Genomic DNA, 24,288 nt, shown 5'->3' on the forward strand with positions numbered 1-24,288 from the left:
AGAGAACAAAAAGACAAGCTGACTTAACATCAACTTGTCTTTCAATCCGAACCTAAAACATGCTCGTCGTAATATTAAAGCGCCGCTTCAGCCACATCCGGGCGAAGAAGACAACGACCGCAATAATCAAGTACGCAATTCCTGGTAAGACAGGGTTTAATGGTCCTTGAATCATTGACATCGTGGTAAAGACTAACATCCAGACAATGATGGCCAATACAGACCACAAAATCTTTTTCCACAATGAAACTTTCTTGCCGTCTTTAGCAGGCATCAAGTACTCGAACAGCTTAGCAACCCCTAAACCACCGATAGCCGACGTAATCAAAATAGCTGTGATCCCATTGGCACCAGCCGAATTCTTAGTAGCATTCGTCCCGATAAAGCCCATGATCCCGTACATTAAGCAGAAAATCATGAATAACATCAGACCATTATCCAAGGCCGTAACCCAATAGTTCGCTTTTTGGCGTTCGACAGGAGTCTTCTTCGGATTAACAATTTCTTCGGTCCGTTCTTGAACCGTCCCATATAATTGACGGGCGGTAGTCCCACGACCTTGTTCTGCTAATAACGTAGTCGTCATTTCGTTAAGCACTGCCGTTTTCTTTTCAGCAGTTAATGACGTTCCATCAAGTGACTTGCGCATTTGCCGCATGTATTCGGCATTGCGCTTCGTTAATTCGGTCGCCTCTTGAATGGGCCGTTCTGCAACTTTGGCCTGTTTTGCACCAGCCGCTGCGTTTCTGGGTGTCTTTGAAGTCTCACTTTCACTCACTATACAAATTCTCCTTTCGCCCTAAACGTTGAAGCGGAATTCAACAATGTCACCATCTTGCATGACATAGTCTTTACCTTCCAAACGGAGCTTACCATTTTCTTTAACTTTAGCTTCTGAACCAGCTTCGTCCAATGCATCATAAGACATTACTTCAACCCGAATAAAGCCACGTTCAAAATCAGAGTGAATAATTCCGGCAGCTTGAGGCGCCTTAGTGCCGCGTCTAAACGTCCACGCCCGGGTTTCCTTACCACCAGCCGTGAAGAAGGTTTCAAGGCCTAAGAGCTTATAAGAAGCCCGAATCAGCTTATTCAAACCAGGTTCTTCAACGCCTTCAGCTGCTAAGAAGTCCGCCTTATCATCATCATCTAATTCGGCAATTTCTTCTTCAGTTTCGGCCGCAACACCAATGGCTTGCGCGCCTTCTTGCTTCGCATAGTCCGCAACAACTTGAAAATACTTCGAGTTTTCTGGTTCAGCCATGTCATCTTCGGCAATATTAGCGACATACAGCACCGGTTTTGACGTCAACAAGAATAAGCCCTTGACGATTTGTTGATCATCATCATTGAATTCTAGCGAGCGCACTGGTTTACCAGCTTCAAGGGCAGGCTTGATCTTTTCTAAGACAGCTAATTCAGCTTTAGCTTCCTTATCACTACCCTTGGCAGCTCGTTGTACTTTGGCCAAACGCTTGTCAACAGCTTCTAAGTCAGCCAAACTCAACTCTAAATTAATCGTCTCGATATCGTCTTGCGGATCGACTTTCCCCGTTACGTGGGTGATATTATCATCATCAAAAGCTCGGACCACGTGCACGATAGCATCAACTTGGCGGATATTTTCAAGGAACTTGTTACCAAGTCCTTCACCCTTACTAGCACCCTTGACGATCCCAGCAATATCTGTGAATTCAAAAGTCGTTGGCACGACCTTCTTTGCGGGAATAAGTTCTTGAATCCGGTCTAGTCGTTTATCGGGAACTTCAACCATCCCCACGTTTGGATCAATCGTCGCAAATGGATAATTGGCCATTTCGGCGCCGGCCTTCGTAATCGCGTTAAATAATGTGGATTTACCAACGTTTGGTAACCCAACGATACCTGCTGTAAGTGCCATATCGGTTATTCACTCTTCCTTTTTAATAATTAAGCTTGATCGGCTTTGCTTTCTAATACTTTTTTGAGCTTTTTGTTGAATTCGCGACGCGGCATCATGACCACGTGACCACATCCCGTACATTTAATCTTAATGTCAGCGCCCATTCGGGTAATTTCCCAACGATTAACACCACACGGATGTGCCTTTTTCATCTCGACAATATCACCTAAATCATACATGCGCAACGCCCCTTTATAAATTAATTAATTTAAATCAATGCTGAGAATTTCTAAAATCCGCGTCAAATCTTCATTTGATAAGTACGGAATCTCAATTTTCCCTTGATCAGCCTTATTCGTCTTAGCTTGGATTGAAACCGCTGTTCCAAATTTTTCTTGTAATTGTTCCTCACTTGCACGAATATAGGGCGACTTCTTAGCCACAACTTTTTTAGTAGGTTGCTTCGCTTCACCATTGTAACGCGCCACAATTTGTTCCAACTGACGAACCGTCAAGTTATCCTTAACGACCCGCTTTGCCAAGGGAGCCAATTTGGACTTATCCTTCAAAGACAATAATGTCCGAGCCTGCCCCATTGAAAGTTGACCTTTTTGAATATATTGCTTTACGCCATCTGGTAAGCCTAACAACCGTAAATAGTTCGCAATGTATGGCCGACTCTTACCTAGCCGCTTCGAGACTTCCGCTTGTGTTAGCTTCAGCTTCTTCATCAGCGAATTATAAGCTTCAGCTTCTTCTAGCGGTGTCAAATCTTCTCGCTGCAAGTTTTCGAGAACGGCCACTTCCATCATCTGTTCTTCAGTGACATCCCGAACAATTGCTGGAATCGTTATTTGATGGGCCAACTTAGACGCCCGAAAACGGCGCTCACCAGCAATAATTTCATATTTATTCAACTCGGCATCGGGCTGCCGCACAATGATTGGTTGGAAGACCCCCGACTTTTCAATCGAACTGGCAAGTTCCTTAAGTGCAGTTTGGTCAAATGTCCGCCGTGGTTGGTATGGATTAGCATGGATATCTTGAAGATCGAGATCAACCACAGTCTCTTCACTAGCTGGTTCGTTAACATCGGCAAACAGGGCACCAATACCGCGTCCCAGCGCCTTATTATCTTTATCTTTACTTGCCATGAGCGGCCAACACTTCCTTTGCTAGAGCTAAGTATACTTGTGCACCCTTTGAACGAGCATCGTAATCTACAATTGATAGACCGTGACTAGGCGCTTCAGACAACCGCACATTGCGGGGAATAATTGTCTTGTAGACAGCCTCCTTGAAATATTTACGCACTTCTTCGTTAACTTGTGCGCCAAGATTCGTACGGGCATCATACATGGTCAGTAGCACGCCTTCAATTCGCAACTGTTTATTAAAATGTTTTTGGACAAGCTTGATTGTATTTAATAACTGACTCAACCCTTCCAACGCGTAGTACTCACTTTGGACTGGAATTAAAATCGAATCACAAGCCGTAAACGCATTAATGGTCAGCAAGCCTAACGACGGTGGACAATCGATCAAAATATAATCATAATCATCCTTCACATCATCGATGGCATCACGTAAGCGGGTCTCACGTGCCATCATCGGTGTCAGTTCGATTTCCGCTCCAGAAAGTTGAATTGTAGCCGGAACAATATCTAAGCCCTTATGACTCGTTGGGATAATGGTTTCTTTAATGGGAACGTCATTGATTAAAACGTCATAAATTTCACGTTCGATGGTCGACTTTTGAACCCCTAAACCACTGGTCGCATTCCCTTGCGCATCCGTATCAATTAATAAAACTTTTTGGCCTAATTCGACCAGACTAGCCCCGAGATTAATACTCGTGGTCGTCTTGCCAACGCCACCTTTTTGGTTAGCAAGTGCAATTACGGTTCCCATAATTATTGATCACCCCTTGGTTGTTTTTTTGGAATCTCAATCGTAATCCGATAGCCATCATCCGTATTTTCTTCGTGGGTCTTTACGGGTAAGCCGGCATCGGTCACCATCTTAATTGATTTTTTGATCGTATTCACAGCAATTCGCGTATCACCGGTCAACCCCCGTGCACGTTTGCGTTTGGGCTTCGGCGGCGTTTGGGTCTTCGCCACTAGCTGTTCTGTTTCTTTGACCGTTAATTGATCAGCAAGCACCTGTTTTAAGATTGCTTCCTGCTGGTCAACAGCCAAATTGAGTAACGCCCGACCATGCCGTTCACTAATCTGACGTTGAAGCAACGCCGTTTGAACTGGCTGAGCTAACTTCAGTAATCGCAACTTATTCGCTACTAACGACTGACTTTTCCCCAATTCCTTAGCTAATGCCGATTGCGTTAACTGGTTGAGCTCCATCAATTCTTGATAGGCCCGAGCCTCTTCAATCGCCGTTAAATCTTGTCGCTGCAAATTCTCAATCAACGCCATCGAAGCCGTCTCACCATCGTCCATCTTTTGAATAATCGCGGGCACGTCCGCCCAGTGCAGTGAGGAGATGGCCCGAAAACGCCGTTCACCAGCAATAATCTCGTATTTCTGTGGTTCATATTCCCGTAAGACGATTGGCTGCAACAGGCCATGATCTGCGATGGTGGCCGCTAGTTCAGCAATGCCAGCCTCGTCAAAGACTTGTCGGGGTTGAAACCGATTGGGAATAATAGCAGTGACCGGAATACGGACAATTTGTTGATCCGTTGGTGCTGCAACCGGCTCGGCTTTATGCTTATCACGATTAGAACCAAATAATGAAAATGCCATTGAAATTACCTCCCACCTTACATTGGTGCCGTTAACGGCTGTTTGGCCGGAGTTCCCGGCTTACGTGGATAACGCTTCGGTGACGGCTTCTTCTTATCAATAACAATGATATGACGTAGATCATCGGTAACTGGCAGTGTAAAGGCCTCATCCTGAACGATTTTGCCACCTAATTGCTGAACAGCATAAGTTCCTTCGGCGGTTTCAGTGCGCGCATTAGCAGCCTTCAAGGCAATCATCTGACCGCCAATCTTAGCTAATGGTAGACATAGCTCACTTAAGACTGATAACCGTGCCACCGCGCGAGCCGTCACCACATCGTAACTTTCACGATGCACCGATTTTTTGCCAGCAAAAGTTTCAGCCCGATCATGGAATGTTTGGACACCATCTAATCCCAATTGTTGCACTAGCTCATTCAAAAAGTTGATCCGCTTGTTCAATGAATCAACAATGGTCACCTGTAATTGTGGAAACGCAATTTTCAACGGAATCGACGGGAAGCCGGCACCGGCACCAACATCACAAATCGTGAACGGCTGATCACGTAACGCGGGAACATAAAACGCGGGCGTTAGTGAATCATAAAAATGTTTGAGATAAACTTCTGGTTCGGCCGTAATCGTCGTCAGATTAAACTGCTGATTAGTCGTGACCAACAACTGAAAGTACGTTGCAAACTGTGCCAACTGCTTGGCTGTCAGCGCAATCCCATGTTGGGCCAACGCTTGTTTAAATTCTTCTGGATTCATTAGTAATAGCTCTCCTTAAAAGGGTCACATTCGTCCTCTTTTTGTGAAACAACTCAATGTTTCACGTCACCTCATAACTTTAACGTAAATAGCACTTAAAATCAATGCTCAGCCCCAATGATAAAATCGTAATAATCCTTGAAAAGTCTACCTTTCCGGCTATTGTTGTCCGCATGTTAGTTATCAATTTTTCTGATTACAACTACGCGTCAATTTTGAACTTAGTACTACTAAAAGATTCCTTCAGCATACGTTTTAACTTCATTGTATTGGATCATAAAAAAAGAGGCCAGCCGAATAGCTGACACTCTTACATTTAATTCAAGATAATATTATATCGTCGTCTACCAAACAAATAAGCCAACCACACCAGCTGATAGTAAGGAAACTAAGATACCAGATAATAGCATGTACCCAACGTTCCGTGAAATCAAATCGTTCTTTTCACGATCAACGATTCCCTTGAAGGCCCCAATAATCATCCCAATCGTTGAGAAGTTCGCGAAGGACGTTAAGAAGACCGTTAAGACTGCTCGGAAATGCGGTGCAAAATCGTTAACTTTGCTGGAAACTTCACCCATGACAACGAATTCGTTCGTTACTAATTTCGTCCCCATGTATGACGCCATCTGAAAAGCATCGCTTGGGTTAAAGCCAAGTAACCATGCGAATGGGAACATGACTACCCCAAAGATGTTTTCAAGTGATAAATTACTATTGATCAAGCCTAATAACTTATCAATTAATTTGGCCAACGCCACGAAAGCAATAACGTTAGCAGCAATAATCAAAATCAAGCGACCCGCGCCTAAGATTGAATCACCTAAGAAAGAGAAGAATGGTTCGCGAGCTGGTTTGACTTCCTTAACTTGTTCATTAGCTAATTCTTCAGAGCCACTCGTTTCAGTAGTTGCCGTGGTTTCTTCAACCGCAGCACTACCAGAGATTTTCGCAATGGTATCTTCTTCTGGTTTAACTTCGACCGGATTCAAGATAGCAGCAATAATGGCAGCGTTTAAGACGTTCATTGGTACCGCCGTCAAGATGAATTGCCCAGGCATCATCTTAATATAAGCCCCTAAAATCGACGCCGTCACACAACTCATTGACATCATTGCAATCGTCAAGTTTCGTTGTGCCTTCATCTGCTTCAATTGTAATTGTGAAACAGCGAGGGCTTCCGTGTTGCCTAAGAACATCATTTCAACAACGAAGAATGATTCGAACTTTGGTTGACCCGTAATGTAAGCTAACCCACGGCCAACCCATTTGATAATCCATGGTAATACGCCAATATAAGTTAAAATATCGAATAATGGCACAATCAACAAGATTGGTAATAATGAACTAGTGACGAAGTCCATTGACTTAACGTTAACCCAACTAGCTAACGCAAAGGCGATCCCATCGTATGACACATTGACGAGCCAAGTAAACCCATCGGCCGCCGCTTTGACCGCGTCGACACCAACTTGTGAACCCGTTAAGAACCATGCCAATAAGACTTCTAATACTAACATGACACCAACTGAACGCCAGTTAATGGCGTGCTTTTGCTTGGAGAATAAGTAGGCAATGGCAATAAAAACCACAATCCCAATAATATTAACTACCAAGTTAAAGACCATGTGAATAATCCCTCTTCCCTATGAATGTAAGAAATATGACAAAACTACTTCTATTAATTTACCATTTAATACGCGCTTGCGGTAGCACTTTTTAAAGAAAAGCTTAAGTTCTTAATTAGGCCGTACCAATTTCATAATTGGCTCCGTTCAGATGGTGCTGGTAGCTGCCATAAGTTTAATATCATCAGCCAATTGCATGCCAAGTTTCAGCCGTTTTACCAATTAAAGTTTTAAAAATTAATGCCCGTTTAAATTAACGATCAACTTATTATAACTAGAATTAATTCATTAACTTTCCGGACTAAGTTACCTTTCAACGTTATTTATAACCTTCACAATATAAAAAAAGGGGCCCGACTAATCTGTCGATGCACCCAATTCAACTAAAACTTCAGTTATTAAGAACCCAGCAACTGCTGAGTGCCCCTGCCAAGGAATTCTATTATACCGCGTTTAGTCCGTTTGCGAACTAATTAGTTGACCTGACCATTAAATGGGACTAAACTACGGACAATTAATGAAAGGGGGTGATGCTTTTTGAGTACCATATCTAATCTTAAAGCATCAGTCTCTGCCCTATCTGGAGCACGTGACTGATACCTTTAAGGAGTCCCAGCCAAATATACTTGGCTGGGACTTTTGCTGTCTAAAGACTGTCAGCAGTTGCAAGTTGGCCGCGACTAGCTTACATTAAAAGTGCAGTTTACATTAAAAGCACAGTTTATTTGAAGATATGGAGTAACTGGAATTATGAAAGCAACGACAAAACAAGTATTGACGGGTGCTGCCTGGCTAGCAATTCTACTGGCAATGATCGGTGGCGTAATGCTTTGGCAACATCAAGTTCGTAAAGCTAAACCACTTACCACAGTGACTGTGACTTCGACTGAGCGCATTCCGATGGTGCTCTTACTAGACAGCCACTTAACGCATAATCAAAAACAACAGTTGATCACTAACATTCAGCATACTAGCGCATCACAAAGTATGGTAACCGCTACGATCACCACGACTGGCGCCGTCACGTTTAAGGGCCAACTTCTTAACAGTGACAACCGCCCCTACTTACAAGTCCAATTACCGACCGCTGTGAATGCTGAGCAACAGGCTCAGTTAATCAAACGAGTGCTGACACTCGCGCAACAACATTTTGAATTTCAGCGATTCAACCTTATTGGTTACGGCACCGGTGGCCTGTCAGCCACTAACTATGTTGAGCATACAACGACACACCTAACACCACAACATCTTATACTGATAGCTACACCTTTTAACGGTACTAGTCAACAAAACAATCATCGTCATAAAACAACGCCCGTTGCGTCTAAATCACAAACGACCACACTAGCTAAGTTGATTGCGCACCGCCAGTCCATCAGTCCCAAGCTAAAAGTCCTAATTATCGCGGAAAAAGTGGTCAAAGCTAAGCAATCCTTGCCACTTCAAAGCGCATTAGCTGGCCAATCCGTATTCAAACCAGTCGTAAAGAGCTACCGACAGAAGATCTTGCGTTCATGGCGGACCCAATCTGACTTACTGGACAACCGCCAAATTGGTAATGCGATTCAGTCCTTTACCGATTAATCACTATAACGTCCCACCCATTATTGCTAGTCCACGCCGATTATTCAATAACAGTATCACAACACGTATTGAGTGTTGTGATACTGTTATTTTTTAGTATGACTCATGATTAAAACGTGCCGATTAGGTAGATTACTGTTCGTCAGCAGTTGCGCATCCTATGCCGACCTCCGGGGCTGGGTGCCAATTGCTGGAACGTAGCCGACGTCGATTTGAGCTAACGCCCAACCCGCGTCATCTCAAATACGAGTCTTATTCTAAGCCGGAAGCAGACCACTTCCAGCTAAGAATAATTTGGCTACTGAGCATTGTCACCCAGCCCCTCCAGTCTCAAAAGTGCGAGGGGCCACGGATTGAAGCCGAGCATTGCTACGCCAACGAATTAATGGCACCGAACACGTTTCGGTAAGCCGCTCGAATGTCTAATGAACGACCGCTTAACTTAGTGCAATTAGTTGTTGAATGTCTTGATACTGGAACTTCAATTAAACGTTTAGTTATCATTGACTATTTTTAGACTTCTCAGATAGTTAGTATGGTTATTGAGAAACCTTTAATCTGTCATAATATCAGTGGCAATCTGACAGTCAAACGACAAAATTTCTGTTTGTGAAAAGCAACAATCAGTTTATCAAAAATTGAGTACGCCTATGTCTGCCATTCGAATACTGTCCCGACTGGAAGGCGTTTCTGCCAATGCCAAGTGGTGAAATTCCACTTGGCAAGCGTTTTTGGCTTGGTTAGTGGAAGGCCAGCATTTGAGACGTGCACTTCGGCTCGAATCTGTGCCCACCACGTTCCGGCAATTGGCAGAAATGCCTGGAGGTCGGCCTAGGAAGCACCAACCAAACAGTTCTACGCCAACTAGAACTATTTCCAGCGGGCTTAAGCTGGCCGCTTTTGACCTTAACCAACCGGCACGTTTTAATCATGAGTCATGACAACTGAACTAGTGAAACGCATAATAAACAAACGCCTTCCCTGATAACCAGCACAGTTATCAGGAAAGGTGTTTGTTTTGGTATTTATTTTCTAACTGCTAATGAATCTCTAACTACACAACCTAACATCAGTAAAGCGAAAAACAAGGTATTATTCTTTGAAAATATCATCATATCAATCACCGCTAACACGGTCAGCCCACCCCACCCCCAGATGGAGTTAGTGTAAGCTTTGGCATTATATTTCGGATAGCATTTTTGAATTTGCCACATCAATACATAGACCAGAACCAGGGCGACAATCAAGCCAAATATAAGCTTGCCAGTGAATTTGAATAATGAGCTAAAGACTAAGGGCAACCACCATAAGTTATTGAGCAGACCATACTTGTAGTTGAGCGTCATGCCACCTCATCCTTTCAATCGACGACTTTGATACTAACGTCATGTTGCATCATTGAACGATACTGGGCCTTAGGTTTGTGATTCATGCACATATGTCCATCCTCATCTGTACGCCGAAATTAGGCGCGCAATGAATTGGCAATTTAAAACTACTGTTATCTATCGTCTTACCAATCTTAATTACCACTCACCTTATTCATTGCCACAGCATCTGATCAGGATACTCCTTCGTCAGAAATTGCTTAATAGCACGGATCATCATGGCCGTTGACGGCGCAGTCGCCTGCGTCTTGTTGGCAACCAAAGCAATCTCACGATTATAAGGTTCCGCAAAAGCAAACGTATTAACATCCCCCGTTAGCTTACGTAGTGCCAACTGAGGTAGAATTCCCATTCCTAACCCAGATTCTACCATTGAAATGATGGATTGATCATCGATTGAGAATCGTAAAAAGTTATTGGTAACATGATAATGATCCAATGCCAACTTAGTGTCCCGATCATAGTCACTTTGTTGCAGAATAAAGTTCTTATCGGCAACATCATCAGTCGTGATATACTCGCCATTTTCAGGAATAAAATCAGCGGGGGTCACGCAATAGATTGGATCGTTAATCAAGGAATGCACCAGTAAGTTCTCATTGACCGGCATTGATGTAAACCCAATATCAATTGTGCCAATCTTGGCCCAGTTAGTTATTTCATTAAAGTTACCTTGCATGACTGAAATCTTAATATCAGGATATTGATGATTAAATTCGCGAATGATTCGCGGTAGCCAGTTAATACAAACACTACTAAAACCACCGATTCGTACCGATCCAGAGTGCAATCCTTGGATGTTATCAGCCACCTGTCGCAAGTTACTCTCGGTGTTCAAGATTTCTTGAACATAGGGTAAAACTTGCCGACCATCACTAGTTAATTCAACGCCTGAACGGTTACGAATAAATAATGGAAAGCCTAGTTCTTTCTCTAACTGATTAATTGAATGACTGACTGCACTAGGCGTAACGTTAAGCGTAGCAGCCGCTTGGTAGAATGTATGTTGAGCGACGACCGTTGAAAATACTTCATATGCGAAGTTTGCCATAGTTATTTACCTCTCTTAGATGAACATATTTCACTTATTATTGAAAAAGTTGAGTTTTACTAATCACGAGCTTTATTTTATCATATTAACAATCAAAGAAAACAGTTTAAGTACAAAAACTGAGTGGGGGAAATTATTATGAAAAAATTATTTGCAAATCGCGTGTTGAACAATGACACTTCTGACCTCGATGAAATCTTCAAGAATAGTGCCAACCCGGAAAACATTTCCTTCGCTGGCGGCTTTCCGGATCAGCATTTATTTCCTGATAACGATTTAAAGCAGGCATACCGGGACGCCATTGAACATGATGGCCAAGGTATCTTCCAGTATTCATCAACTCAAGGACTCTTGGCGCTACGTCAAAAGATTGCTGATCGTATGTTGACCCATGCAGATGTCCAAGTTAGTGCCGACAACGTCATGATGACACAAGGGGGCCAGCAGGCTATCGACCTAGTCGCTAAACTATTATTAAATCACGGTGACGCCATGGTCGTTGAAGGACCGACTTACATGGGCGCTTTAGCGGCCTTCGACACTTATGAACCAACTTACTACGAAATTCCAGTTGATGATAATGGCATGAACATTCGTCAACTACGTAAAACACTGAAGGCCCATCCCGAAATCAAGTTAATCTATACGATTCCTGACTTCCATAACCCGACTGGCACCACGATGAGTTCCAAGCGGCGGCAAGCTCTCGTCAGCCTCGCTAATCAATATGACGTTATTATTTTAGAAGACAGTCCTTACCGGGACCTTCGCTATAGTGGTCAAAACATTCCAGCCATCAAGCATTATGATACCGAAGGACGCGTCATCTTCATCTCCAGTTTTTCAAAAATTCTATCCCCAGCTTTACGTACTGGTTGGATTGTGGCTGACGACACCATCATGCACGAATTAATTGGTCTTAAATCCGCAATTGACGTTCAATCACCCAACGTGACACTCGCTGCCATTAACAGCTATCTGGATAGCCACGACATTGACGAACACATCGCTACCATCAGTGCCTCCTACCAGATCAAGCGTGATGCCATGCTAACAGCACTCGACCAATATTTCCCACAAAATGTCCACTACACCCGACCAAACGGTGGCTTCTTCATCTGGGTGACGTTGCCAGAAGGTGTTGATGCTAAAGACTTGCTCAATGACGTTGTTTTACCGCAAGCGCACGTGGCCTACGTTCCGGCAGCTTGCCAATTCGCAAGTCGCAAGGTTAAAAACGGGTTCCGCTTGAACTTTACTAACTTAGACACCGCTACAATTACTGAAGGAATCGAACGGCTCGGCCATATCTTACAACCAGCGCCAATGATCGTTCCAGCAACATCATTTGCACCCCAATTCTAAGTTGATCCAATCAAAAATGCGACTAATGGCAATATTTGCGATTAGTCGCATTTTTTGATTGGATTGGAATTTTTATGCCCATAATAATTATTAATCCCATTAAATTAAGGCCTTTTTTCTGACCTTCAACACATCGCATTTTCCTAACTCAAAAAGGGTTTGACAGCTTCCTTTCAATTCGCTACACTAACGCTATACTAGCCGATTATGAAATAAGCATTGGTCCGTTGGCGACACTCAATGCTTATTTTTTGTTAACAGATTCATTTTCGGATAAACTAGGAGTGTTGTGAAAAATTTCTAGGAGTGTGAATCATGAAGTCATGGATTAAAAAATTAGGCGTTGCGGTTCTCGGGTTAGGTTTAGCAGTTACATTAACCGCCTGTGGTAGTAACACTAGTAGCAGTTCTAAGTCTAACGACCTCGGATTGCAAAAATCGGGGACATTGACAATCGGCTTGGAAGGCACTTTCCAACCTTATAGCTACCGTAAAGACGGCAAGTTAACTGGTTTTGAAGTTGACCTTGGAAAAGCAGTTGCTAAGAAGATGGGATTAAAGGCCAAATTTGTGCCAACGAAGTTTGATTCATTGGTTGCCGGATTGGATACGAATAAATTCGACGTTGTAATGAATAACATGTCCGAAACGGCGGCACGGAAAAAGAAGTATCTCTTCTCGACCCCCTACATCTATTCTAAATCACAATTAGCCGTTAAAAAGAATTCATCGATGAGTAAGATTACTGACATTAAAGGTAAGAAAGTCGCTGAAACGACTACTAGTAACAACGCCACTGATGCTAAACGTTTGGGTGCAACCATCACTCCAACTGACAGTTTCCAACAGTCAATTGATTTAGTCTCACAAGGCCGCGTCGCTGGAACCATTAACTCACGAGAATCCTTCTATGCTTACTTCAAGCAAAATCCGAAGGCTAACATTAAGTTAATTGACTCTGGTGACCATATTGCAGCACAAAAAATTGGCGCCATTGTTACTAAGCAACATCCAAAGATGCAAAAACAAATTTCTAAAGCCATTCAAGAATTACGTAAAGATGGCACGTTAAAGAAATTGTCCAACAAGTATTTTGGTGGTAACGTTACTGATAAGTAAGATACCACTCCCCGCTGTCAAAGCGGGATACATAGCACCAAATTCTAAGCGTTACAGGAGGCTCCTATGGATTCAATCTGGCACATTATTGTCACATCAACGCCGCAAATTGCCGCGGCAGGCTTAAAGTACACCATTCCGATTGCTATCATTTCATTTATTCTTGGCTTGATTCTAGCTATTTTCACGGCACTCGTTAAGATTTCGACCCGCCGTGGCTGGTTTTTAATTCTGAAGGCCATTGCTAACTTCTACGTGTGGCTATTCCGGAGTACCCCATTACTAGTACAACTCTTCATCGTCTACTTTGGACTCCCCTACCTTAAAATCAAGGGAATTTTTCCCAACGGTGTCCAATTAGATCCGTGGACAGCTGGGATTGCCACTTTCTCCTTAAACACTGGGGCTTATTGTGCTGAAACGATTCGAGCAGCGATTCTTTCGATCCCTCAAGGTCAGTGGGAAGCCGCCTACTCTATCGGGATGACTAAATCACAAGTACTTAAACGCATTATTTTGCCGCAAGCAGCCCGAGTATCCTTACCGCCGCTTGCTAACAGCTTCATTAGTTTAGTTAAAGATACATCGTTGGCTGCTTCGATTACCATTATCGAAATGTTTGAAGTTAGTCAACAAATTGCAGCACAAAATTATCAGCCGCTCGTCATGTATTCTTTAGTCGCCGCTCTGTACGCAATCTTATGTACGCTTCTTAGCTGGTTACAAAGCTACTTAGAAAAGCGCACATCCCGTTACTTGCGGCCACTTAATTAGGAGGTTGTCGAATGATCAAATTAGAACACTTAAACAAGACGTTTGGCAATCACCAAGCGTTAACCGATATTAATACTGAATTTAAAGAACACCAGACAACCGTGATCGTTGGGCCGTCTGGTTCTGGCAAATCAACCTTATTACGTTCCCTGAACTTATTAGAGCGTCCCGAAAATGGCCAATACCACTTCAATGACGAGACCATTGACTTTGCCAAACCGTTAACGAACAAGACGATTCTCACCATTCGGCGTAAAACTGGGATGGTCTTTCAAGGTTATAATTTATTTCCCCATCTCAGCGTGGTTAAAAATGTTATGGAGGGGCCGGTACAAGTCTTGAAAAAGGACCCCGCTACTGCTAAAAAAACGGCCTTAGAATTATTAGCGCGGGTCGGTTTGCAAGATAAAGCCGATGCCTATCCTGAACAATTATCTGGTGGTCAACAACAGCGAGTTGCCATCGCGCGCTCATTGGCAATGAATCCCGAATTTATCTTATTAGATGAACCAACTAGCGCGTTAGATCCGGAACTAGAAGCCGGGGTCCTGCGCGTCCTACTCGCACTTGCCCAAGAAGACGACTCCATGATTATCGTCACCCATAACATGGAATTTGCACGCGCCGTAGCTGATAAGATTTTATTTGTTGAGGATGGTAAAATCTTGTTCGATGGCACCCCCGCTGAATTCTTCAAGCAACCAACTCAGCGGATTGCCGACTTCCTAGCCGCAATGACTTTTACAACTATTTCAGATAAAGCCAATCAATAATTGCCGGATTGGGATTACACGGAACAAGCAACCTATTGGCGCACGTTTCGACAATATTGACAAAAAAATTGTGTTCGATTTCTTAAGAAGCAGTCTTTTCTTAAGCGACTGAACACTTTTAATTTGTCCAAATCTCTTATCTCGAACGCTTTGGCGTCAGTTGCTAACGACATTACCGTAACAATTTAATTGTTAGCGGCACTAATAAATCAAAAACGGTTGGCATAAAATGGCTTTTCGATTAACTTAGTATGTGATTTTAGTTTGACAATTTTAATTTAATCTTGTAAACTAGCTTCAATATCTAAACGTTGTGATGAGATGAGTAGTGTGATTGCCACGCATAGCGAGCCGTTGGTTGGTGCAAAACGGTCGGACGGTAACACGAAGATGGTCTCTAAATGGTACTGGCGAGCTCTAGCAAACCAGTGACGTGTCGTACCCGTTAGCGTACCAAGTGAAATTGAGCCAAGCATGGTGCACACGCTTGGAAACTAAGGTGGTACCACGGTCAGCAGTCGTCCTTTTATATTAAGGGACGACTTTTTTTGTCACTAAACACATCTACGGGGGTAATCAATTATGAAGAAATGGATTAAAACATTAAGTTTAGCAATTTTAGGACTCGCACTGACAGTTACATTAACGGCATGTGGTAACTCTAACTCATCAAAAAGTAGTACTTCTAGCGCTAGTAGTCAGCTTGGCCTACAAAAGAGTGGCACGTTGACCATTGGCCTAGAGGGGACTTTTCAGCCTTACAGTTATCGCAAAGACGGTAAGTTGACTGGCTTTGAGGTCGATCTTGGCAAGGCCGTCGCCAAGAAGCTCGGTCTAAAAGCCCAGTTCGTACCAACTAAATTCGATTCACTGATTGCTGGCCTCGATGTTAACAAGTATGACGTCGTGATCAACGATATTGCTGAGACGGCACAACGTAAACAAAAATATTTATTCTCGACCCCTTATATTTACTCTAAATCACAACTAGCTGTTAAAAAATCATCATCAATTAAGAAAATCACCGATATCAAGGGACAAAAAGTGGCCCAAACAACAACTAGCAATAACGCTAACGATGCTAAGCGCTTAGGAGCTACTGTCACCCCCACTGATGGCTTTCAACAGTCAATTGATCTAGTGAATCAGGGCCGCGTTGCCGGCACGATTAACTCGCGGGAAGCTTTCTACGCCTACCTCAAGCAGAACCCCAAGGCGAGCTTAAAATTCATTAGCGGTGGTTCAGAAATCAAGACCCAAAAAATAGGCGCCATTGTCACCAAAAAACACGCCAAACTGCAAAAACAACTTTCTAAGGCCATTCAAGAATTGCGCCAGGATGGCACACTAAAAAAACTATCTATTAAATACTTCGGTGGTAATGTCACTAATAAGTAAGTGATACTTCATCTATGTTCTAAAAAATAGCTTGTTCGCCAAGCTTTATAAAGAAACTACTTACGATTGTTGCAGTCATAACTCGTAACAACATCTGTGCCTCCCAAAGATTTTTTCTACCTTTGGGAGGCTTTTTGGCGCGACAAAAAGCAGTCCACAATCTCTCGTACCAAAATAAGCCCGTTTTATTCCCACCACTATGGAATATGTCTGCCACTAATAATTATGCAAATGTTTAAACGTAACCAGTAACAATCACCCTAACGCTACTATCGGTGCACGTTAGCCTATATTATTTTTTAATATTTATATTTGACAGTCAATTCTTCTTCGCTGTATACTACTCATTGATCAATACTATACGTCGTATAATATAACAGGAGGGATAGTAATGGCCATTCAAATTAGTTCCGAATTGCTTGACGGTTGTGTTTTAGCTTGTCTTAAGCACCAAGACTACTATGGTTATGCGCTGACTCAACGTCTACAAGCCGCCATCTCAGTATCCGAATCAACGCTTTATCCAGTACTTCGGCGACTCAAGAAAAATGACTGGGTCACTACCTATGATCAAGCTTATCAAGGGCGTAACCGCCGCTATTATCAAATTACAGCTAGTGGTTTGACCCAATTAAATACGATTCAGCAAGAGTGGCAGACTTACTACTTGGCCATTAACCAATTACTTCAGGGGGAGGATGAATCATGAACGATTACTTATCCAAATTTGACGCACTACTCGTTCAACTCAACAATGATGAACGCGATGAGGTCGTTGAATTCTATCGCGAATATTTACTTGATGCAGCAATCGATCGTTACGATGATTGTGTCGCCGAACTAGGAACACCTAAGCAGTTGGCACGTAAAGTATTAGCTGACTATTCGATTCGCTTCAATGAAAATCTCAATGCAAATCTATCTAAACGGCAAAAGTCACAGGCCAACGTACGCACAATTTGGCTAATTGTGTTAGCGCTACTATCAACACCAATCACAATTCCTGCACTAATTGCCATTTTAGCCGTTTTCTTTGCCTTAGCTGTTACCGCCTTTGCATTTGTCATCGCGGCAGGCGCCATCTTAGTGGGAGTTACCATTCTCGCATTTGCCATGTTGACAGCCGGCATTGGGGTCTTCAGTCAATCACTATGGGTGGCCCTGTTCTACCTTGGCAGTGGCCTCGCTATTATCGGCGCTGAACTATTAGTATTACCACTATTTATCTGGCTGATCAGTGTTATTCTACAAGGAATTGCAAAAATCGTACAAAATTTATACCACCGATTTGTTAAGAAGAATCGTGCGGAGCGAGGAGGTCGGCACCATGCGAAAGACAATTAGAGTTGGCGTTATCTTATTAGTTCTTGGACTTATTCTGACCATGTTTGGCATTGCAAATAACGGTATTCAGAGTGTCTATTGGGATCAAGGCTTCCATGTCGTTCACCATAAAACCAAGCATTATCATGTTAGCCAAATAAAAGATATCACGATAGCGACTGCTAATAATGTTATTATCAAGCAAGGCACGACCACTAACGTTACCGTCACGGCCGCACGCACCTTACCAACCATTACGACCGACAATGGTCACGTGATCGTTACATCAACATCGCACAACACTAAAACCGTGGGCTTCATGTTCGACAATGTTGGTCAATTTGCTGATACAACAACGATTACGGTTCCTAAAGGGACAACCGTCAATCGAATTACCGCTAAAACGAGTCAAAGCGGCAACATCACGTTACAAAATATCACCGCCAACCATCTACAAAACCTGAGTACCGATAGTAACGTCAGCTTGACTGATGTCAAAATTAATCGTTCATTGACGTTGACCGGTGATAATTTGCGTTTAACACGGACATCAGCACCTAGTCTACAAATCGATGGCGATCCAGACGTCAATATTACTGATAGTCGTTTTACTACGAATGCTTCTAAAATTGTTACTGATGAAGGCGATATTCACCTGAACAATAATCGATTCAAAGCACTTAAAATAACGACTAGTGATGGTGATATTACGCTCAATAATAATCATATTACCGAAAACTTAGCGGCCACAACTAGCGATGGCGATATTCACAGCACCGTATCGCGGACAACCGGTGTCCGAGCAAGTACCGGTGATGGTGATTTACACATCTTTGATCATACCCAATCCGATGGCAGTGGCTATCAAGTTAATCAAGCAGCAGCGGTTCAATACCGCTTGACGACTGCCGATGGTGATATTACTGTCACTAGTAACTAATCTAGCAAACATCCAAAAATCGGTTAATTTCAATCGTCAAGAAAAAAAGAAGCCCTTTAAGAACTCACAATAAGTTCTTAAAGGGCTTCTTTGATCTCGATTATCAACAGGCAACGAAATAATTTACTAGTCACATTTTGAGCTGCTTCACAATTACTCTAGTTCATAACAACGGGTACTAAATCCATTCCTTGAAATTTATCATCAACTGCTTGCATCTGAACTGCATTTGGTCCACCAACATAACTGTAAGTTGTCAACTGAGGCAGGATCTCGCCAAATACTGCACCAGTTAATTGTGCCGTTAGTTCTTCTTGTGAAGCCGCCGTCCCCGTCACGACCAAATATGTGCCACCTGGAAATTCGATGAGTCGGTCAGCAGCAACTTGCTCATTCTTAGGTAAAACGGCCGCATAATGCATCATCTTATTATTAACAACTTCGTTAACTGCATACAAACTACTATCCTTTGCTTGTGACACTAACTTAGCTAACGAGCCATCCGTGTTAATTCGCGTCCAAAAGTCGGTCTTCTCACGATTGATACCTGCAAAATCATTAAATTGACTATTAATCGTCATTTCCAATCCTGCAACAGTAAATTGTTTCTTAGTTTCGATTTGATAAGCTGTCATTATTATTCCTACTTTCTTGGAATTACCTTGGTATTCCGTTTGATTGCTTTTATAATAACGATAAAAGGTTTCAAAAAGTGACACCTTTTGTAAAAAAGAAGGTTACCTGATGAATAAAACAACTAGAATCAACATGATTATGCGCTATATCAACAATCGTTCCCAATTTACACTTAAAGAATTGATGCAAGAATTCAACATCTCACGATCAACCGCTATTCGTTACGTGCGGACAATCGAAGATTTAGGACTACCATTAGTTGCAGAAACGGGCCGCAACGGTGGCTACGCCGTTATGCGTAATCAGGTACTTCCTGCCATCCATTTTACAACTGACGAAATCAAAATGATGTTCATCGCATTTATGGCCACTCGCAACCAGCAGCTCCCCTACCTCACTAGCCGCCGAACGGTGACCGAAAAATTACTCGGTCTCATCCCAATGACTCAACAAGATGATCTGCTCATCCTAAATCAACGAATCATTTTTGATGGCACTCATCCGCAAAATCCCAATTTGCTTGACCGGGCAGACTTGCCGGATCCGCTATTGGAAGCACTCATTCAACAATTGATCATTAACCAGTGTATGCAATTGACAGATAGCCATGAGCATACTTACACCGTGGCTGTTACACATCTCTACCATGAACAAAGTCAATGGTGGCTGGAATTTATTAACTTAGCGACGAACGTTTTAGTGCAATGGCCCTTAACTAAGATTACTCATGTAGAAAACGCTAACGTTAATTTGAATTCCCAGGCCATCGAAGCCAAACTGCAAGCAGCAACCCCAGCGCCAAATGTTGAACTGCACCTAGGTCCTACAGCGGTTAGTCGTTTCAAACGATACCATCCTTTTTCGTTGTCACTATCGTACACTGATCCTTATCAAATGCGTGGTATTTTACGGCACCATTTGCCACTAACCGTTGATGAAATCGCCTTTTTTGGTGATTGGCTGCAATTTCTTGGGCAAGACGTGGTACCTGTTCAGCTACCTGATGAGTTACAAAGATACTTGCGGGAACGATATCAGTAATTTGCAAATAAGGCAGTATTTTATAAATAACTAACCACTGAAAATTGTTCTTAGCCCCACCATTGACCGTACATCGTATAAAAGAAAGTGGGCCAAAAGGTGGTCTTAAATCCGGCGATTATTTCTGGGCTTAAAATAATTACCGGATTTTGGTCAAGCGAAACAAGCAACCTTTTGGCGTACGTTTCGACAATTTTTCTATCCGGCAGCTGATGTTAATCAGTTGGTGAAATATTAGGAGCTAGTATTTCTGGGCGTCCTTGGACTGCAATCAACGCTTTACCAGCTTTAATAGGCTGATTAGGCTCAGACTCAATCTGTTGATAATCTTTACTATTAGTTACAATAACCATAACCGTATCATCTAAATTGGCGGCTGTAATTACTGTTGGATCAAACTCACCTAACAAATCACCCTTTTGAACATTTTGTCCCGGCTTAACCGCAACCTTAAATCCTTGTCCTTTCAGGGACACGGTATCAATGCCAATATGAACTAACAATTCGATTCCACTATCAGTCGTCAAGCCGTAAGCATGTCCCGTATCAGCTACAACATTCATATGACCGCTTTGCGGCGCATAAATTTTAACCGGTTGCTGTTGCTGTGGCTTAATTGCAATACCGTCCCCCATCATCTTAGAAGCAAACACTGGATCATTGACCGTATCCAAAGCGATACTTTCACCAGTAACTGGTGCAAATATCGTATCATCCACAATCGCCGGTTGCACTTGGTCAGCTTTTAAAATATCTTTAGGAATCGCAAACATGTTAGTCGCAACAAAAGCCACAACTACCGTCAGTAATGAGACTATCGTATAGATCAGTAAATCACGGGCATTATAAATATACATCAGGTAAGAGGGTACTACAGCCAACCCATATGAATTGGCAGCAACGCTCAAAATGCTTAGAACGCCGGCACCCAATCCACTAGTTAAAACGGTTACAATCAATGGTTTGAAGTTATAGCGGATTAAGACCCCAAACAAGGTTGGTTCCGAAACCCCAAATAGCTGTGAAGAGAACGCGCCAATAAAATTAGCCTTAGCCTTTTGCGACTTAGCCCGTAAAATCATTGCTAAAGCCACACCTAGATTAGCAAAGCCATACATTGCTTCCAATGTAATTAATGGATTTAGTTTAGTCGCCGCTAATAGTGACGTCTCGATGGCAATCATCATCTGATGGATACCCACTAACACCATCAACGGATAAGCAGCACCAATCAAGAAACCACCAATCCCGAATGGTAGGTTGATCAGGCCTTCCACACCAGCAATCATAATATTTTCAATCCAGTGGACAATCGGCCCTACTCCTAAAATCATAATACCAAAAGTAACCAACATTGTTAAAAAAGGGGTTAATATTTGATCTAGGACGTTAGGCACGTGCTTATGGAAATAACGTTCCAACTTACTTCCTAGAAAGCCAGCAACTAGCGCTGTTAACACGGACCCTTGACTGCCGACAACTGGGATCTTGTCAAATAACATAATTGCTTTAGCCGTCCCACCCGCAACTGAATACGCGTTAGGCAGCGAAGGTGAAACTAGCATTAACCCAATTACAATACCAACAATTGGCGTACCTTTAAAGTAGCGAAATGTTGACCAAACAATTAAAGCTGGTAAAAATGAAAAAACAGTTCCCGTTAAAACTGAAATCACGGTATTGAGACTTGCTGGAATAGCGGCTGAAGAAGTCCCAAACAATTGTAAAACCTGGTCATTAGTCAGTGCACTTTGTAACCCTAGGAAAAGTCCAGTGGCTGCAATCACTGGAATAATCGGAATAAAGATTCCCGAAAGCATCGCCATAAAGCGTTGTAATGCCGTTTTTTGATCATCAGTAGACGTAGTCGTCGTGGCCGCTGTCTCCTGACCATAAATTGCATTAACTAAATGTAGCTTTTCGATTGCATCATACACATCGTTAACGACCCCAGTACCAATAATAATTTGATACTGTCCTGAGCCAAAGAAAACGCCTTTAACTTCATCTAAATCTTCAAGTGCAGCCTTGTCAATCCGCTTAGGGTCTTTAACGACAAACCGCAATCGTGTCTGACAATGGGTGACAGACTCAACATTGTCAACACCAACAATATCGATAATTTGTTTCGCAAGTGCTTGATAGTTTTTACTCATTTGAATTCACCTCAAAAAGAATGGCTTGGTATGGCTCCAACGTATTAGGCTGATAATGGGCGTAATTATTTAATCGTGGTTTGCCATCAGGTAGCGTTAAGCTCAAAAAATCCGTACTTAAATTAACATAAACTTGAACCTTTTGACCACGTTGATAAGCAATCACTTGGTCACAATCACAAGTAATTGGCTGGAAATCACCGACGATTAAATCATGGCTTAAATCCGATACTTGCCGCAACTTAATCAATGATTGATAAAAATGCCAAACTGAATTTGAATCTAATTGTTCGCTTTGCCAATCCACTTTATCATGCAGCTGCTTTGGCGCAATCCACGGTTTGGCCCCCTGATTAAAACCTTGATTGACGGAATCATCCCATGGATATGGCAACCGCGCATTGTCGCGGGAACGAGCATTTACAAAAGCAAGTGCGTCATTCGCTGAGTATCCCTCCTCAATAGCACGATCATAGTTGTCGCGACTACTCAAATCGTTAAACATTGTAATCGAGTCGCGCCGCGCATTCGTAACGCCTAGCTCTTGTCCTTGATAAATAAATGGACAACCCCGTAAGTTGAAATAAAGTAATGCTAACGCTTTGGCACCTATTTCATTACGATATGCTGGTGCCTGGATATATTTATCAATACTACGTGGTTGATCGTGATTTTCAAAAAAGTTGGCTCCCCAACCGACGTTTTGAATCGCCAGTTGACTCTTAAAGATTGCATGTCGCAAATCTGCAGGTGTCCACTTAACACGGCGATACCACTCTGAGCCGGATTCAATATCAATATCTGCATAGTGAAAGTCAAAAATCATTGAAAAGTACCCTGTTTTATCGATGAATTGTCCAAGTTGGTCATAACTAACTCCTGATGCTTCTCCAACTGTCACCGCATTAGCGGGTTTAAAAGTAACAGCATTCAATTCAGTTAAGAATTTTTCAATTCCAGGTCGATTTTCTGATTTACGTTTGACTTTACCTAAACCATCAACACCATCAGGGCTAATGGTGGCAAAATCTTGATCTTTTTTAATGAATGTTATCGCATCAATTCGAAAACCTGCAACCCCCTTGGCCAACCACCAATTAATCATTTGATAAAGTCGTTGTCTTAAAACCGGATTTTCCCAATTTAGGTCCGGTTGTTGTTTAGAAAAGACATGATGATAATACTCGTCGTGACTTCCTGGTAGCAGCGTCCATGACGAGCCTTTACCAAAATTTGAACGCCAATTATTAGGTGGATTACCATGTTGGCCGCGTTTAATAATATAAAAATCACGATACGGACTCGTTGGCGATTTAATTGCGGCTTGGAACCATGCATGTTGGTCAGAAGTATGATTGATGACCAAATCTAAAATCACTTTTAATCCCAAACGTTTAGTTGCCACCATCAATTCATCAAAATCAGCCATCGTTCCAAACCGAGGATCAATAGCTTGATAATCAGAAATATCGTAGCCATTATCGACCATCGGTGATTGGTATATCGGAGACAACCAGATCGTGGTAATTCCCAGCTGCTTCAGCCTAGGTAACATCTGAATAATCCCGCGCAAGTCACCAATACCATCATCATTAGCATCTTTGAATGACGCCGGGTAAATTTGGTAGAAAACTTCTTTTTGCCACCAATTTGTTTGCATTATGAGCACTCCTTATAATTGGAATCGATTCCAAATTTGCTTAAAGAAAAAAG

Annotated in this window: 23 protein-coding genes and 1 other annotated feature; of the genes, 10 read left to right on the plus strand and 13 right to left on the minus strand. The window is 42.5% G+C overall.

Features of this window, described 5'->3' with window-relative positions; all coding sequences use genetic code 11:
• Nucleotides 1-52: 52 nt before the first annotated feature.
• The 8 genes from LP667_RS13870 to LP667_RS13905 form a co-directional block, all read right to left on the minus strand.
• Nucleotides 53-778 carry a DUF1129 domain-containing protein gene (locus LP667_RS13870; RefSeq protein ID WP_021731109.1) on the minus strand — a complete coding sequence of 242 codons (726 nt, stop codon included), beginning with the start codon at nt 776-778 and terminating at the stop codon, nt 53-55.
• A 21-nt stretch (nt 779-799) separates the two neighbouring features.
• Nucleotides 800-1,900 carry a redox-regulated ATPase YchF gene (ychF, locus tag LP667_RS13875; protein WP_021731108.1) on the minus strand — a complete coding sequence of 367 codons (1,101 nt, stop codon included), beginning with the start codon at nt 1,898-1,900 and terminating at the stop codon, nt 800-802.
• Nucleotides 1,901-1,929: 29 nt separating this feature from the next.
• Nucleotides 1,930-2,121, minus strand: a complete 192-nt coding sequence (locus LP667_RS13880; RefSeq protein ID WP_003639829.1) for a DUF951 domain-containing protein — start codon at nt 2,119-2,121, stop codon at nt 1,930-1,932.
• A 24-nt stretch (nt 2,122-2,145) separates the two neighbouring features.
• Nucleotides 2,146-3,036 (minus strand): ParB/RepB/Spo0J family partition protein, encoded by an 891-nt coding sequence (locus tag LP667_RS13885; RefSeq protein ID WP_021731107.1) that lies wholly within the window; start codon nt 3,034-3,036, stop codon nt 2,146-2,148.
• A complete protein-coding gene (locus tag LP667_RS13890) occupies nt 3,026-3,793 on the minus strand; it encodes a ParA family protein (RefSeq protein ID WP_021731106.1) in 768 nt (255 codons plus the stop codon). Before LP667_RS13890 ends, LP667_RS13885 begins: the two co-directional genes overlap by 11 nt.
• Nucleotides 3,794-3,795: 2 nt before the next feature.
• Entirely contained in the window at nt 3,796-4,647 is an 852-nt protein-coding gene (gene noc, locus LP667_RS13895) for a nucleoid occlusion protein (protein WP_021731105.1), read from the minus strand.
• Nucleotides 4,648-4,664: 17 nt separating this feature from the next.
• Nucleotides 4,665-5,399: a 16S rRNA (guanine(527)-N(7))-methyltransferase RsmG gene (rsmG, locus tag LP667_RS13900; protein WP_021731104.1), complete on the minus strand. Its 735-nt coding sequence runs from the start codon at nt 5,397-5,399 to the stop codon at nt 4,665-4,667.
• A gap of 344 nt (nt 5,400-5,743) precedes the next feature.
• A complete protein-coding gene (locus tag LP667_RS13905) occupies nt 5,744-7,027 on the minus strand; it encodes a NupC/NupG family nucleoside CNT transporter (protein WP_021731103.1) in 1,284 nt (427 codons plus the stop codon).
• Nucleotides 7,028-7,777: 750 nt separating this feature from the next.
• On the opposite strand from LP667_RS13905, the gene LP667_RS13910 reads away from it, so the two are divergent.
• Entirely contained in the window at nt 7,778-8,611 is an 834-nt protein-coding gene (locus tag LP667_RS13910; protein WP_021731102.1) for an alpha/beta hydrolase, read from the plus strand.
• Nucleotides 8,612-9,636: 1,025 nt separating this feature from the next.
• Here LP667_RS13910 and LP667_RS13925 read toward each other — a convergent pair.
• Both LP667_RS13925 and LP667_RS13930 read right to left on the minus strand, forming a co-directional pair.
• Entirely contained in the window at nt 9,637-9,957 is a 321-nt protein-coding gene (locus LP667_RS13925) for a hypothetical protein (protein ID WP_021731100.1), read from the minus strand.
• A gap of 196 nt (nt 9,958-10,153) precedes the next feature.
• Nucleotides 10,154-11,050 carry a LysR family transcriptional regulator gene (locus LP667_RS13930; RefSeq protein WP_021731099.1) on the minus strand — a complete coding sequence of 299 codons (897 nt, stop codon included), beginning with the start codon at nt 11,048-11,050 and terminating at the stop codon, nt 10,154-10,156.
• Between the two features lie 138 nt (nt 11,051-11,188).
• On the opposite strand from LP667_RS13930, the gene LP667_RS13935 reads away from it, so the two are divergent.
• The 8 genes from LP667_RS13935 to LP667_RS13970 all read left to right on the plus strand — a co-directional run bounded on the left by LP667_RS13935 (nt 11,189) and on the right by LP667_RS13970 (nt 18,742).
• Nucleotides 11,189-12,415 carry an aminotransferase-like domain-containing protein gene (locus LP667_RS13935; protein ID WP_021731098.1) on the plus strand — a complete coding sequence of 409 codons (1,227 nt, stop codon included), beginning with the start codon at nt 11,189-11,191 and terminating at the stop codon, nt 12,413-12,415.
• A 315-nt stretch (nt 12,416-12,730) separates the two neighbouring features.
• Nucleotides 12,731-13,534 (plus strand): transporter substrate-binding domain-containing protein, encoded by an 804-nt coding sequence (locus tag LP667_RS13940; protein ID WP_021731097.1) that lies wholly within the window; start codon nt 12,731-12,733, stop codon nt 13,532-13,534.
• Nucleotides 13,535-13,600: 66 nt separating this feature from the next.
• Entirely contained in the window at nt 13,601-14,308 is a 708-nt protein-coding gene (locus LP667_RS13945) for an amino acid ABC transporter permease (RefSeq protein WP_021731096.1), read from the plus strand.
• Between the two features lie 11 nt (nt 14,309-14,319).
• A complete protein-coding gene (locus LP667_RS13950) occupies nt 14,320-15,081 on the plus strand; it encodes an amino acid ABC transporter ATP-binding protein (protein WP_021731095.1) in 762 nt (253 codons plus the stop codon).
• Between the two features lie 304 nt (nt 15,082-15,385).
• Nucleotides 15,386-15,610: a binding site (T-box leader), on the plus strand.
• Nucleotides 15,611-15,663: 53 nt separating this feature from the next.
• The gene (locus LP667_RS13955; protein ID WP_021731093.1) at nt 15,664-16,479 is read left to right on the plus strand and encodes a transporter substrate-binding domain-containing protein; all 816 of its coding nucleotides are present in this window, start codon (nt 15,664-15,666) and stop codon (nt 16,477-16,479) included.
• 391 nt (nt 16,480-16,870) lie between these two features.
• On the plus strand, nt 16,871-17,188 hold the full coding sequence (locus LP667_RS13960) for a PadR family transcriptional regulator (RefSeq protein ID WP_021731092.1): 318 nt from the start codon (nt 16,871-16,873) through the stop codon (nt 17,186-17,188).
• Complete coding sequence (locus tag LP667_RS13965; RefSeq protein WP_021731091.1) at nt 17,185-17,823, plus strand: DUF1700 domain-containing protein; 639 nt, start codon at nt 17,185-17,187, stop codon at nt 17,821-17,823. The genes LP667_RS13960 and LP667_RS13965 overlap by 4 nt, the downstream gene beginning before the upstream one ends.
• Complete coding sequence (locus LP667_RS13970) at nt 17,807-18,742, plus strand: DUF4097 family beta strand repeat-containing protein (protein ID WP_021731090.1); 936 nt, start codon at nt 17,807-17,809, stop codon at nt 18,740-18,742. Before LP667_RS13965 ends, LP667_RS13970 begins: the two co-directional genes overlap by 17 nt.
• Nucleotides 18,743-18,900: 158 nt before the next feature.
• Here the strand turns inward: LP667_RS13970 and LP667_RS13975 are convergent, their stop codons facing one another.
• Entirely contained in the window at nt 18,901-19,377 is a 477-nt protein-coding gene (locus LP667_RS13975; protein WP_056988558.1) for a GyrI-like domain-containing protein, read from the minus strand.
• 109 nt (nt 19,378-19,486) lie between these two features.
• Here LP667_RS13975 and LP667_RS13980 point away from each other — a divergent pair, with 109 nt between their 5' ends.
• A complete protein-coding gene (locus LP667_RS13980; RefSeq protein ID WP_021731088.1) occupies nt 19,487-20,419 on the plus strand; it encodes a helix-turn-helix transcriptional regulator in 933 nt (310 codons plus the stop codon).
• A gap of 215 nt (nt 20,420-20,634) precedes the next feature.
• On the opposite strand, the gene LP667_RS13985 is transcribed toward LP667_RS13980, so the two are convergent.
• Nucleotides 20,635-22,575: a sucrose-specific PTS transporter subunit IIBC gene (locus LP667_RS13985; RefSeq protein ID WP_021731086.1), complete on the minus strand. Its 1,941-nt coding sequence runs from the start codon at nt 22,573-22,575 to the stop codon at nt 20,635-20,637.
• Nucleotides 22,568-24,235, minus strand: a complete 1,668-nt coding sequence (locus tag LP667_RS13990) for an alpha-glucosidase (RefSeq protein WP_021731085.1) — start codon at nt 24,233-24,235, stop codon at nt 22,568-22,570. The genes LP667_RS13985 and LP667_RS13990 overlap by 8 nt, the downstream gene beginning before the upstream one ends.
• Nucleotides 24,236-24,288 lie beyond the last annotated feature (53 nt).

The sequence above is a fragment of the Lactiplantibacillus paraplantarum genome (genome assembly GCF_003641145.1).
Taxonomy (GTDB): Bacteria; Bacillota; Bacilli; order Lactobacillales; family Lactobacillaceae; genus Lactiplantibacillus; species Lactiplantibacillus paraplantarum.

Bases quoted from the DNA above. Each gene is read 5' to 3' on its own strand.
- LP667_RS13930 (WP_021731099.1), bottom strand. From the start codon at position 11,050: ATGGCAAACTTCGCATATGAAGTATTTTCAACGGTCGTCGCTCAACAT.
- rsmG (WP_021731104.1), bottom strand. From the start codon at position 5,399: ATGAATCCAGAAGAATTTAAACAAGCGTTGGCCCAACATGGGATTGCG.
- LP667_RS13945 (WP_021731096.1), top strand. From the start codon at position 13,601: ATGGATTCAATCTGGCACATTATTGTCACATCAACGCCGCAAATTGCC.
- LP667_RS13950 (WP_021731095.1), top strand. From the start codon at position 14,320: ATGATCAAATTAGAACACTTAAACAAGACGTTTGGCAATCACCAAGCG.
- LP667_RS13910 (WP_021731102.1), top strand. From the start codon at position 7,778: ATGAAAGCAACGACAAAACAAGTATTGACGGGTGCTGCCTGGCTAGCA.
- LP667_RS13960 (WP_021731092.1), top strand. From the start codon at position 16,871: ATGGCCATTCAAATTAGTTCCGAATTGCTTGACGGTTGTGTTTTAGCT.
- LP667_RS13890 (WP_021731106.1), bottom strand. From the start codon at position 3,793: ATGGGAACCGTAATTGCACTTGCTAACCAAAAAGGTGGCGTTGGCAAG.
- LP667_RS13940 (WP_021731097.1), top strand. From the start codon at position 12,731: ATGAAGTCATGGATTAAAAAATTAGGCGTTGCGGTTCTCGGGTTAGGT.
- LP667_RS13955 (WP_021731093.1), top strand. From the start codon at position 15,664: ATGAAGAAATGGATTAAAACATTAAGTTTAGCAATTTTAGGACTCGCA.
- LP667_RS13980 (WP_021731088.1), top strand. From the start codon at position 19,487: ATGAATAAAACAACTAGAATCAACATGATTATGCGCTATATCAACAAT.
- LP667_RS13935 (WP_021731098.1), top strand. From the start codon at position 11,189: ATGAAAAAATTATTTGCAAATCGCGTGTTGAACAATGACACTTCTGAC.
- LP667_RS13880 (WP_003639829.1), bottom strand. From the start codon at position 2,121: ATGTATGATTTAGGTGATATTGTCGAGATGAAAAAGGCACATCCGTGT.
- ychF (WP_021731108.1), bottom strand. From the start codon at position 1,900: ATGGCACTTACAGCAGGTATCGTTGGGTTACCAAACGTTGGTAAATCC.
- LP667_RS13975 (WP_056988558.1), bottom strand. From the start codon at position 19,377: ATGACAGCTTATCAAATCGAAACTAAGAAACAATTTACTGTTGCAGGA.
- LP667_RS13905 (WP_021731103.1), bottom strand. From the start codon at position 7,027: ATGGTCTTTAACTTGGTAGTTAATATTATTGGGATTGTGGTTTTTATT.
- noc (WP_021731105.1), bottom strand. From the start codon at position 4,647: ATGGCATTTTCATTATTTGGTTCTAATCGTGATAAGCATAAAGCCGAG.
- LP667_RS13965 (WP_021731091.1), top strand. From the start codon at position 17,185: ATGAACGATTACTTATCCAAATTTGACGCACTACTCGTTCAACTCAAC.
- LP667_RS13990 (WP_021731085.1), bottom strand. From the start codon at position 24,235: ATGCAAACAAATTGGTGGCAAAAAGAAGTTTTCTACCAAATTTACCCG.
- LP667_RS13970 (WP_021731090.1), top strand. From the start codon at position 17,807: ATGCGAAAGACAATTAGAGTTGGCGTTATCTTATTAGTTCTTGGACTT.
- LP667_RS13885 (WP_021731107.1), bottom strand. From the start codon at position 3,036: ATGGCAAGTAAAGATAAAGATAATAAGGCGCTGGGACGCGGTATTGGT.
- LP667_RS13925 (WP_021731100.1), bottom strand. From the start codon at position 9,957: ATGACGCTCAACTACAAGTATGGTCTGCTCAATAACTTATGGTGGTTG.
- LP667_RS13985 (WP_021731086.1), bottom strand. From the start codon at position 22,575: ATGAGTAAAAACTATCAAGCACTTGCGAAACAAATTATCGATATTGTT.